Origin of the sequence: Streptomyces sp. KR55, assembly GCF_052245645.1 — a bacterium.
Classification (GTDB): domain Bacteria; phylum Actinomycetota; class Actinomycetes; order Streptomycetales; family Streptomycetaceae; genus Streptomyces; species Streptomyces flavusporus.
This window is the reverse complement of sequence record NZ_JBQQCE010000299.1, coordinates 1-12024: the sequence shown is the minus strand read 5'-3', so window position 1 is coordinate 12024 and position 12024 is coordinate 1. Positions and strand designations below refer to the sequence as shown.

Here is a 12024-nt window from a genome sequence, read left to right as displayed (position 1 = left end):
CACAGTGTTTCGGTGGTCATAGCGTGAGGGAAACGCCCGGTTACATTCCGAACCCGGAAGCTAAGCCTCACAGCGCCGATGGTACTGCAGGGGGGACCCTGTGGGAGAGTAGGACACCGCCGAACAAATCTTGAGTGGGTTGGACCCGGAACTTCGGTTTCGGGTCCAACCCTTTTTTGTTCTGTGTCACTTGAAGTTCACGTTGCGCAACCACGATCCGCAGCATGGGTACTGCTGCAATGCTCAGAGCCGCCGGCATCGGCGTCGGTGACGAAGTCATCGTGCCGGCCTTCGGGAACGTCGAAGTCTCGGAAGCCGTGGCTCTGGCCGGTGCGCTCCCGGTGTTCGCGGACATCGACCCGGTGTCGTACTGCCTGGACCCGTCGGCTGTCGAAGCGGTCGTAACTCCGCGTACCGCGGCGGTCGTTGTCGTACACCGCTTCGGTCGGCCGGCGGATGTGGCGCGACTGCACCGCGTTGGGCAGCGGCACGGGATTCTGGTGCTGGAGCAGGGGGAGTCCGAGTCGCCGTACGACGAGGTGGCTCAGCGACGGCAGCGGGCCGCTTATCTCGATGCCAAGTTGAAGGGTGTGTACACGCCTGATGGCGGTGTCGGGCACACCTATCAGCAGTACGTCGTGCGGGTGCCGGGGAACGGGCGGCCGGACCGGGACGCCTTCGCGCGGGCCGTGCGGGCCAGGGGAGTTGAGTGCCGCGTTCCGGTGAAAACTCCGGTGCATCGGCTGCCCGGGTTCCGGCAGTGCGTGTCCTTGCCGGAGACCGAGCGGGCGGCGGCAGAAACGCTTGCGCTGCCTGTGGAAGGGGCTTTGACGAAGCGGGACATGCAGCGGATCGTGTCCGCGTGCAATGCCCTGGGTGGCCTGTTGCAGCCAGCCTTCTGACCGGTCTTGTCTCGGGCGGTCCTGGTTGGGAGCACGGGTCTGTTCGGGGTATGATCTATTCCGTTGCCGCGAGGGAAACCTCGGCAAGGCGACCGGCCCCTATAGCTCAGTCGGCAGAGCGTCTCCATGGTAAGGAGAAGGTCAACGGTTCGATTCCGTTTGGGGGCTCCACCACAAAAGGCCTCCGCCCTTTCGGGCGGGGGCCTTTTGGTTGTTCGGGCGTTGTTTCAGGCGCTTTTCAGTCAGGCGCCGTTCAGGCCGTTGTGGAGACCCGGCACGCGCATGGCCAGGATCGCCATGTCGTCGGAGGGGGCGTCCGTGGCGAAGCGTTCCACGGCGCGCATGACGCGGGCCGCCACCGCGCCCGCCGTGAGGCCGGTGCAGGTGGTGAGGACGTCGGCGAGGCCGTCGTCGCCCAGCATGCGGGTGCCTTCGCGTCGTTCGGTGACGCCGTCCGTGACGCAGAGCAGGACGTCGCCCGGGTCGAGGATGACGGTCTGCTCGTAGAGGTCCAGGTCCTCCAGGACACCGAGGAGCGGCTGAGGCTCGGCCGCGGTCTCGACCGTGCCGTCCTGGCGCAGGCGGAGCGGCAGCGGGTGTCCGGCGCACACCACCTTCAGCTCCGCGCTGCCGTCCTCCTGCGGACGCATCTCGCCGTACAGGAGCGTCAGGAAGCGGCTGCGGGCGCCCTCGTCGAGGATCGCGGAGTTGAGGCGTTGCAGGACCGCCGGGCCGCTGAGGCCCTCGCGGGCCAGCAACCTCAGCGCATGGCGGGCCAGGCCCGTGACCGCCGCCGCGTTGGGGCCCGTACCGCAGACGTCGCCGATGGCGAAGCCGTAGGCGCCATCGCGGATGGGGAACAGGTCGTAGAAGTCGCCGCCGACCTCGTTGCCCTCGCCGGCCGCGCGGTAGATGACCTCGACCTCCACGCCACCGATCTCGGGGAGCTCGGGGGGCAGGAGGCTGCGCTGGAGGGACTGGCTGATGGCCACGCGCTCCGAGTAGAGACGGGCGTTGTCCAGGGCCAGGGCGGCTCTACGGGACAGGTCCTCGGCCAGTTCCAGGATCTCCTGGCGGAAGTGTTCGTCGGTCGGCTTGCCCAGCGTCAACATGCCGATGACGCGGTTGCGGGCCACCAGGGGGAGGACGACCGTCTCGCCGCCCACGGCCGAGGCTGTTGCCAGGGTCGGACCGATTCCCCCGCTGACCGTGGCTGGTTCACCGAGGCCCAGGCTGCGCATGGACGTGCGCAGCGCCGCCTGGTGGGCGGCTTCCGCCGGGGCCGACCAGACGCGGGCGCCCGGGGTGGGCACCGGGTCGGGCGGGGCGATCTTTGACAGGAGGGACTTGATGCCGTCGATGAGTTCCTCGTCCTCGTGCAGGACGTACGACAGATACGGCTCCGAGGCCTGGTCGGCGATCGTGTAGACGGCGCACCAGGTGGCCAGCGTCGGGACCGTCATCTGGGCCATGAGGGCCAGTGTCTGGTCGCGGTCCAGGGTGCCGGCCAGGAGGTCGGAGGCCTCGACGAGGAAGCTGAGGGAGCCGCGGCGCAGGCGTTCGAGTTCACCCAGGCGGGCGGATTCGACGGCCAGGGCGATGCGGTCGGCGGCGAACTGGAGGCGCAGGGCCTCCTCGTTGGAGTATCTGCCGGGCGCCTCCGCGGCGACGCCGAGGGAGCCGGTGAGGCGGCCCTCGACCTTCAGCGGGACCGTGACCACCGAGCGCATGCCGGTGCCGTTCAGCAGCGGTACCGCACCGGAGACCGCCGTGAGGTCGTCATGGACGGCCGGCATGCGGGCGGAGCCGTAGCGGCCGGTGCCCGCCTCGACGGGGACGCGGGCGAAGCGCTGGCGGGCGGAGGGCAGGCCCGTGGAGGCACGGACCTCCAACTCCGTTTCGTCGTCGGTGGCGAGGAGCAGGAAGGCGGAGTCGCCGTCGAGCATGTCGCGGGCGCGTTCCACCGTGCGCTGGAGGAGGCCGTCGAGGTCGTCCGGGGCGGGGGAGCCGATGAACACCTCGAAGGGGTCGGTGTTCTGGCCCTCCGAGGAGGTGCTCGTGTCGGATGCCGGCAGGCGCATCGGCGTCTGCAGGACGGCGCGTTCGTGGTCCCGTACGAGGAGGCAGACCGTGGAGGGTTCGCCGGCCGTGTCGCGGACGCGGAGGTGGGAGGCGTAGACGGGAATCACCCGCCCGTTCGCGTTGCGGACGCCGTAACTGCCTTCCCAGCGGGAGAGTTGGAGGGCCTCCGCGATGCCCGTGCTGGTGCCGGGCGTGTGCGGCCAGGCCGCGAAGTCGGTGAGGGGTTTTCCGGTGACCTGTTCCGCTTGGTAGCCGAACAGCTCCTCGGCGTCGTCGTTCCAGGCCGAGATGGAGCCGTTCCGGTCGATCTGGATGACCGCCACACGGACCCGGCCGTCGGCCAGCGGGAGCAGGTCGGCCGGGAGGGACGGGCCGGCGGTGCGGGTGCCCACCGCGCGCTCGGGGAGGTCGAGTTGGAACCAGACCTGCTTGTGCGTCGGGGTGTACTCGACGCCCCAGCGGCTGGCCAGGGCCGCGCACAGCTGGAGGCCGCGGCCGCCCTCGCGGTCGGGGCTGCCCATGTTGACGGCCGAGCCCTGGAGTGGGACTTCGCGTTCGGGGTAGTGGTCGGCGACCTCGATGCGTACGCCGCCGTCGGTACGCAGACACAGGACGTCCGCGGTCGTACCGGCGTGCACGACGGCGTTGGTGACCAGCTCGCTGGTGAGGACCACCGCGTCGTCCACGATGTCGGCGTAGCCCCAGCCCTGGAGTGTGTCGCGGACGAAGGAGCGGGCGGAGGCGACCGAGCGCCCGACGGGCTCGAAGCTGGCGGCCGCGCGCGCGGTGATCACAGAACTCCTCGACCTGCTTTCTACGTGCTGGGCCCCGTGATCGACCGGCTCCCGTCGCGTTTGCGACGGCAGGCCGCTCGTCGGCCGGGGGTCCGGGGGCTGTCCCCCGGGAATCAGTCCGGTGGTCATGTGTGCGGCCGCCCCTCCGATGCCCGCTCGTTCTCGTGCCACCGCCCAGGCCGGACGGACCGGCGCGGCTGGACAGCCGCATGCAAGGTTACTTACCTTCGCCATCCATGCGTGTGCCGGTCTGCAGTGTTTCCGTCCGGAGGGTGTGCGGACGATGTGCGAAGCTGCCGAACTGTTATGGCCTGGTTCGGCAGGGGTGAAACACTGGGCAGGCTTCTGGTGGAGGTATCCGGGCAGGCCGAGAGTGTTTTCCGTGTATGGCGGGCAGCAGCCCTAGGTGCGGCCGGTACCCCTGGTGGTGATGGCGGCCCGGTACCGCCGGGCCGGTATACGCAGTAGTAACCGGTACGCCGAGCAGTAGTACCCGAGCACAGCAGTAACGGTCGATCCCTGCGGGAGGGACACAGTGGAGTCTGGCGCAGCGACGCGGGGCACTAAGCCGCGTGCGAAGGGCGGACAGTCCCCGAGCAACCGGAGCGGGACCACCGAGGTGGACACGGCTGCCCTGAACCGGCTGCTCGCGGCTCTTGTGTCGATGCGGGACGGAAACTTCCGCAGGCGGCTCACGGTGTCCGGGGACGGCGTGATGGCGGAGATCGCGGCCGTGTTCAACGAGGTGGCCGACCGCAATCTGCACCTGACGGGTGAGCTGTCGCGCGTGCGCCGCGTGGTGGGACGTGAGGGAAAGCTCACGGAGCGGCTCGAGACGGGCGCCTGCGAGGGGTCCTGGGCGGCCGCCATCGACGCCTCGAACGCCCTGGTCGACGATCTCGTATGGCCGGTGTCCGAGGTCAGCCGGGTGCTGTCCGCGGTGGCGGACGGTGATCTGCTGCCCCGGATGGAGTTGCGGACGCAGGCGCCCGACGGGAGCGGGCACCCGCTGCGCGGGGAGTTCCTCAAGGTCGGGCGGACGGTCAACAACCTGGTCGACCAGCTGTCGACGTTCACCGACGAGGTCACGCGGGTGGCCAGTGAGGTGGGCACCGAGGGAAAGCTGGGCGGGCAGGCCCAGGTGCGAGGGATGTCGGGTTCGTGGAAGGACCTGACGGAGTCCGTCAACACGATGGCGTACCGGCTGACCGCTCAGGTGCGGGACATCGCGCTGGTGACGACGGCGGTCGCCAAGGGTGATCTGTCCCGGAAGGTCACGGTTCACGTGGCCGGCGAGATGCTGGAGCTGAAGGAAACCGTCAACACGATGGTGGACCAGCTCTCCGCGTTCTCCTCCGAGGTGACCCGGGTCGCCCGAGAGGTGGGGACCGAGGGCGAGCTGGGCGGTCAGGCGCAGGTGCCCGGCGTGGCCGGTGTGTGGAAGGAGCTCACCGACTCCGTCAACACGATGGCCGGGAACCTCACCGCCCAGGTGCGCGGTATCGCGGAGGTGACGACCGCGGTCGCCAGCGGTGATCTGTCGCGCAAGGTGACGGTGCAGGCGCGGGGTGAGGTCGCGCAGCTCGCCGAGACGATCAACCAGATGACCGAGACGCTGCGGATCTTCGCCGACGAGGTCACGCGCGTGGCCAACGAGGTCGGCGCAGAGGGACGGCTCGGCGGGCAGGCGAACGTGCCGGGTGCGGCGGGAACGTGGAAGGACCTGACGGACTCCGTCAACACGGTGTTCCGGAACCTGACGACCCAGGTGCGGGACATCGCCGCGGTGACGACGGCGGTGGCCAACGGTGATCTGTCGCAGAAGGTCACCGTGGACGTGGCCGGCGAGATGCTGGAGCTGAAGAACACCGTCAACGGGATGGTGGACCAGCTGTCGGCCTTCGGTTCCGAGGTCACGCGGGTGGCGCGGGAGATCGGTGACGAGGGTGAGCTGGGCGGTCAGGCACAGGTGCCGGGCGCGGCAGGGACGTGGAAGGACCTGACGGACTCCGTCAACACGGCGTTCCGGAATCTCACCGGACAGGTGAGGAACATCGCCCAGGTGACGACGGCCGTGGCCAACGGTGATCTGTCGCAGAAGGTCACCGTGGACGTCTCCGGCGAGATGCTGCAGCTGAAGAACACCGTGAACACGATGGTGGACCAGTTGTCGTCGTTCGCCGACCAGGTCACGACCATGGCCCGGGAGGTGGGCACCGAGGGGCGGCTCGGCGGGCAGGCGCGCGTGGAGGGCGTCTCCGGTACGTGGAAGGAGCTCACCGACGCCGTCAACTCCATCACCGGCAACCTGACCGCCCAGGTGCGGCAGATCGCCCAGGTGACGACTGCTGTGGCGCGTGGCGACCTGTCGCAGAAGATCACCATGGATGTGCGCGGGGAGATCCTGGAGCTGAAGAACACCGTCAACACGATGGTGGACCAGCTGTCGTCCTTCGCCGACCAGGTGACGCGGGTGGCCCGTGAGGTGGGTACGGAGGGCCGGCTCGGCGGTCAGGCGCAGGTGCCCGGCGTGGCCGGTGTGTGGCGGGACCTGACGGACTCCGTGAACGGCATGGCCGGCAACCTGACCGCTCAGATGCGGCAGATCGCGCAGGTCGCGACGGCGGTGGCGCGGGGTGATCTGTCGCAGAAGATCACCGTGGACGCGCGTGGCGAGATTCTGGAGCTGAAGAACACCCTCAACACGATGGTGGACCAGCTGTCGTCCTTCGCCGAGGAGGTCACCCGCGTCGCCCGCGAGGTGGGCACCGAGGGGAAGCTGGGCGGTCAGGCCGAGGTGCAGGGCGTGTCCGGCACCTGGAAGGACCTCACCCAGTCCGTGAACTTCATGGCGAACAACCTCACCGTGCAGGTGCGCAGCATCGCCGACGTCACGACCGCGGTCGCCAAGGGTGACCTGTCGAAGAAGATCACCGTCGACGCCAAGGGCGAGATCCTCGAGCTCGTCACCACCGTAAACACGATGGTGGACCAGCTGTCGTCCTTCGCCGACCAGGTGACGCGGGTGGCCCGCGAGGTGGGCACCGAGGGCATCCTGGGCGGCCAGGCTCATGTGCCGGGTGTCACGGGCATCTGGAAGGACCTCAGCGACAACGTCAACCTGATGGCCAAGAACCTCACCGTTCAGGTGAGGAACATCTCCCAGGTCGCGGCGGCCGTCGCCAACGGTGACCTGACGCGGACGGTGACGATCGAGGCGCGCGGTGAGGTCGCTCAGCTCGCCGACACCTTCAACACCATGGTGAAGACCCTGAGCTCGTTCGCCGACCAGGTCACCAAGGTGGCCCGCGAGGTGGGTACGGACGGCATCCTGGGCGGGCAGGCGCACGTGCCGGGCGTGGCGGGCACCTGGAAGGACCTCACCGAGTCCGTGAACCAGATGGCGTCCAACCTGACCGGGCAGGTGCGCAACATCGCCATGGTCACCACGGCCATCGCCAAGGGTGATCTCACGAAGAAGATCGACATCGACGCGCGCGGTGAGATCCTCGAGCTGAAGACGACCATCAACACGATGGTCGACCAGCTGTCCTCGTTCGCCGAGGAGGTCACCCGCGTCGCCCGTGAGGTGGGTACGGAGGGCCAGCTGGGCGGCCAGGCACGCGTGCGTGACGTCGACGGCACCTGGCGTGACCTCACCGAGTCCGTGAACGAGATGGCCGGGAACCTGACCCGGCAGGTGCGTGCCATCGCGCGCGTGGCGACCGCGGTGACCCGTGGCGACCTGAACCTGAAGATCGACGTGGACGCCTCCGGCGAGATCCAGGAACTTCAGGACTACATCAACAAGATGATCGCCAACCTGCGCGACACCACGATCGCCAACAAGGAGCAGGACTGGCTCAAGGGCAACCTCGCCCGTATCTCTGCGCTGATGCAGGGCCGCCGTGATCTGGAGGACGTGGCCTCACTGATCATGAGCGAGCTGACGCCGGTGGTCTCCGCGCAGCACGGCGCGTTCTTCGTCGCGATGCCGCTCGGCGACGGTGCCGGCAAGGACGACCAGTTCGAACTGCGCATGCTGGGCTCGTACGGCTACTCGATGGGATCCATGCCGACGTCGTTCCGGCCGGGGGAGGCGCTGGTCGGCACGGCCGCGCAGGAGAAGCGCACGATCCTTGTCGAGAACGCCCCCAGTGGCTATCTGAAGATCTCCTCCGGGCTCGGCGAGGCGCCGCCCGCGCAGGTGATCGTGCTGCCGGTGCTGTTCGAGGGCAAGGTGCTCGGCGTCATCGAACTGGCGTCGTTCACACCGTTCACGCAGATCCAGAAGGACTTCCTCAACCAGATCGCCGAGATGATCGCGACCAGCGTCAACACGATCTCCGTCAACACCAAGACGGAGGTGCTGCTGAAGCAGTCGCAGGAGCTGACCGAGCAACTGCGTGAGCGGTCCGCCGAGTTGGAGAACCGGCAGAAGGCCCTCCAGGCGTCCAACGCCGAGCTGGAGGAGAAGGCCGAGCTGCTCGCCCGGCAGAACCGCGACATCGAGGTGAAGAACACCGAGATCGAGGAGGCGCGGCAGGTTCTGGAGGAGCGCGCCGAGCAGCTCGCGGTCTCCATGCGCTACAAGAGCGAGTTCCTCGCCAACATGTCGCACGAGCTGCGTACGCCCCTGAACTCGCTGCTGATCCTGGCCAAGCTGCTCGCCGACAACGCGGACGGCAACCTCACCCCGAAGCAGGTCGAGTTCGCCGAGACGATCCACGGGGCGGGCTCCGACCTGCTCCAGCTGATCAACGACATCCTCGACCTGTCGAAGGTCGAGGCGGGCAAGATGGACGTCTCCCCGACGCGGATCGCGCTCGTCCAGCTCGTCGACTACGTGGAGGCCACCTTCCGGCCACTGACCGCGGAGAAGGGCCTGGACCTGTCCGTACGGGTGTCGCCGGAGCTGCCCGCCACGCTGCACACCGACGAGCAGCGGCTGCTGCAGGTGCTGCGCAACCTGCTGTCCAACGCGGTGAAGTTCACCGACTCCGGCTCGGTGGAGCTCGTGATCCGTCCGGCGCGCGACGACGTGCCGCAGAAGATCCGGGAGCAGTTGCTGGAGACCGGTTCACTGACCGATCCGGACGCGGAGCTGATCGCGTTCTCGGTGACCGACACCGGCATCGGTATCGCGGCGAGCAAGATGCGGGTGATCTTCGAGGCGTTCAAGCAGGCGGACGGCACGACCAGCCGCAAGTACGGCGGTACCGGGCTCGGGCTGTCGATCTCGCGGGAGATCGCTCAGCTGCTCGGCGGTGAGATCCATGCGCAGAGCGAGCCGGGCCGCGGTTCGACGTTCACGCTGTATCTGCCCCTGCACCCGAGCGAGCTGCCGCCGCACGGCTACCAGCAGCCCGCGCTCCCCCCGGGGGTCGGCGAGCTCGGCGAGGGCTGGCCGGAGTTGTCCGAGGCGGTCGTGGAGACGCCGGCCGAGGTGAAGTCGTACCGGGAGACGCAGAACGGTGCGGCCGCCCTGTTCCGGCGGCGCCGCAGGGCCACGCCCGTCGCCGAACAGCGGGCCCTGCCGCAGGCGCAGTGGCCGGCCGGCGCGGAGGACGCGGACGCGCAGCCGCGCGGCGGGATCCGGTTCGGCGGCGAGAAGGTACTGATCGTCGACGACGACATCCGTAACGTCTTCGCGCTCACCAGCGTCCTGGAGCAGCACGGGCTGTCGGTGCTGTACGCCGAGAACGGCCGGGAGGGCATCGAGGTCCTGGAGCAGCACGACGACGTGGCGGTCGTCCTGATGGACATCATGATGCCGGAGATGGACGGGTATGCGACGACCACGGCGATCCGTCGGATGCCGCAGTTCGCAGGGCTGCCGATCATCGCGCTGACGGCCAAGGCGATGAAGGGCGACAGGGAGAAGGCGATCGAGTCGGGCGCCTCCGACTACGTCACGAAGCCGGTCGATCCCGATCATCTGCTCACGGTGATGGAGCAGTGGATGCAGGGGGAATGAACGGTGGATGTTCACCTCGAGTTGCTGACTCAGGGTGTTGGTAGTCGTGTACAAGTACGGGATTCGGGGAACCTTCTGGTCTCCCCCTACGTTTCTGCTACGTGCACAGTGACATCGCGGTGACAGGGTGTGGCGACAGGCGGGGTACGGCTACGATGACCGGCACGAGGATGGGCGGCGTAACGGAGTCGTCCCACGGGGCGGCGCCCGGTGCACTGCCGGGGCGAGGAGGGCGGGCCATGGTGCAGAAGGCCAAGATCCTCCTGGTCGATGACCGGCCGGAGAATCTGCTGGCGCTGGAGGCGATCCTCTCTGCGCTCGATCAGACGCTGGTGCGGGCATCGTCCGGGGAGGAAGCGCTCAAAGCACTGCTCACGGACGACTTCGCGGTCATTCTGCTGGACGTCCAGATGCCGGGAATGGACGGTTTCGAAACCGCTGCCCACATCAAGCGGCGTGAGCGGACGCGGGACATCCCGATCATCTTCCTCACCGCGATCAACCACGGTCCACACCACACGTTCCGTGGCTACGCGGCGGGCGCGGTCGACTACATCTCCAAGCCCTTCGACCCGTGGGTGCTGCGGGCGAAGGTCTCGGTGTTCGTCGAGCTGTACATGAAGAACTGCCAGCTGCGGGAGCAGGCGGCGCTGCTGCGGCTCCAGTTGGAGGGCGGCGGCAAGGGCGCGGTCGGCGGCGGCAAGGAGCCGGCCGGTCTGCTCGCGGAGCTGTCGGCGCGGCTCGCGGCCGTGGAGGAGCAGGCCGAGGCGCTGTCCAAGCAACTCGACGACGATTCGGCGGACGCTGCGGCGGTGGCCACGGCGGCCCATCTGGAGCGCAAGCTCACAGGGTTGCGGCGGGCGTTGGACGCGCTGGAGCCGGGTGCGGGCGGCGCGGCGTCGGTGCCGTCGCAGAACTGACGTCTGCGCGGGGCCAGTTGCCCGGTGCCCGCGCCGCGGCCGGCGGGACGGCGTTCATCGGTGCGTCACTCCTACGTGAACTCGCGTCAGTTTCACGCCTCTGCAAGGGCGACACGAACGGGTGAAGCAGTGGGCACGCGTGTCCGCTGTCGTCTCCACCGGTAATCTCACACCTATGGCCTCACGTCCCTCCGCAGCCAAGAAGCAGCCCGCGAAGAAGGCTGCCGGTTCCGCGAAGGCTCCGGCGAAGAAGGCCGCTGCGAAGAAGGCCCCCGCGAAGAAGGCTCCCGCCAAGAAGGCCGCGGCGAAGAAGCCCGCGCCCAAGCCGGCACCCAGTCCGACCGGAGGCGTCTACCGGCTCGTCCGCGCGATCTGGCTCGGCGTCGCGCATGCCGTCGGCGCCGTCTTCCGCGGCATCGGACAGGGCGCCAAGAACCTCGACCCGGCCCACCGCAAGGACGGCATCGCCCTGCTGCTCCTCGGCCTGGCGCTGATCGTCGCCGCGGGCACCTGGTCCAACCTGCGCGGCCCGGTCGGCGACCTGGTCGAGATACTCGTCACCGGCGCCTTCGGCCGGCTGGATTTGCTCGTGCCGATCCTCCTCGCGGTCATCGCGGTGCGTTTCATCCGGCACCCCGAGCAGCCCGAGGCCAACGGCCGCATCGTCATCGGCCTGTCCGCGCTCGTCATCGGCGTGCTCGGCCAGGTCCACATCGCCTGCGGCTCGCCCGCCCGCAGCGACGGCATGCAGGCCATACGGGACGCCGGCGGCCTCATCGGCTGGGGCGCGGCGACTCCGCTGACGTACACCATGAGCGAGATGCTCGCGGTACCGCTGCTCGTACTCCTGACGCTCTTCGGTCTGCTGGTCGTCACGGCCACCCCGGTCAACGCCATCCCGCAGCGGCTGCGGCTGCTCGGCACGAAGCTCGGCCTCGTCCGCGACCCGGCGGACGAGGAGTTCACCGACGACGACGAGCGGTACGACGACCAGTGGCGCGAGGCGCTGCCGGCCCGCCCCCGCAGGCGCGGGCCGGCCCCGCAGTCGTACGACCCCGACGGCGCCGAGCAGGAGGCGCTCTCCCGGCGTCGCGGCCGTCCGAGGCGCTCCGCTGTGCCGCAGCCCTAGATGGACCGGCAGATGGACGCCGTGGACGTCGCTGCGGCCGCCGCTGCCGCGCTCGACGGTGCCGTGCTGCACGGCATGCCGCCCTCGCCGGTCGTCGCCGACCTCACTCAGGGTGTGAGCGTCGGCGACCGCGCGGAGACCACACCCACTCCGACGCCGGTCCCGGCCGCGCGCCCCCAGCAGGAGAAGCTGAAGGGCGAGGTCCCCGATCTCACCAAGG

Annotated in this window: 4 protein-coding genes, 1 tRNA gene, 1 rRNA gene and 1 pseudogene; 6 read left to right on the top strand and 1 reads right to left on the bottom strand. The window is 68.9% G+C overall.

Going from position 1 to position 12024, the window contains the following annotated elements; translation table 11 throughout:
• Positions 1 to 8 precede the first annotated feature (8 nt).
• The 3 genes from rrf (at position 9) to ACTWQJ_RS33945 (ending at position 1073) form a co-directional block, all read left to right on the top strand.
• Positions 9 to 125 (top strand): 5S ribosomal RNA (rrf, locus tag ACTWQJ_RS33955).
• Between the two features lie 114 nt (positions 126 to 239).
• The gene (locus tag ACTWQJ_RS33950) at positions 240 to 902 is read left to right on the top strand and encodes a DegT/DnrJ/EryC1/StrS family aminotransferase (RefSeq protein WP_443310327.1); all 663 of its coding nucleotides are present in this window, start codon (positions 240 to 242) and stop codon (positions 900 to 902) included.
• A gap of 95 nt (positions 903 to 997) precedes the next feature.
• Positions 998 to 1073, top strand: a tRNA-Thr gene (locus ACTWQJ_RS33945).
• 71 nt (positions 1074 to 1144) lie between these two features.
• Here the strand turns inward: ACTWQJ_RS33945 and ACTWQJ_RS33940 are convergent.
• The gene (locus tag ACTWQJ_RS33940) at positions 1145 to 3907 is read right to left on the bottom strand and encodes a SpoIIE family protein phosphatase (RefSeq protein WP_443310326.1); all 2763 of its coding nucleotides are present in this window, start codon (positions 3905 to 3907) and stop codon (positions 1145 to 1147) included.
• Positions 3908 to 4313: 406 nt separating this feature from the next.
• Here ACTWQJ_RS33940 and ACTWQJ_RS33935 point away from each other — a divergent pair, with 406 nt between their 5' ends.
• The 3 genes and pseudogenes from ACTWQJ_RS33935 to ACTWQJ_RS33925 all read left to right on the top strand — a co-directional run.
• Positions 4314 to 9755 (top strand): HAMP domain-containing protein, encoded by a 5442-nt coding sequence (locus ACTWQJ_RS33935; protein ID WP_443310325.1) that lies wholly within the window; start codon positions 4314 to 4316, stop codon positions 9753 to 9755.
• A 239-nt stretch (positions 9756 to 9994) separates the two neighbouring features.
• Positions 9995 to 10675, top strand: a complete 681-nt coding sequence (locus ACTWQJ_RS33930; protein ID WP_443310324.1) for a response regulator — start codon at positions 9995 to 9997, stop codon at positions 10673 to 10675.
• A 175-nt stretch (positions 10676 to 10850) separates the two neighbouring features.
• A pseudogene (locus ACTWQJ_RS33925) lies at positions 10851 to 12024 on the top strand (cell division protein FtsK); the annotation flags it as partial.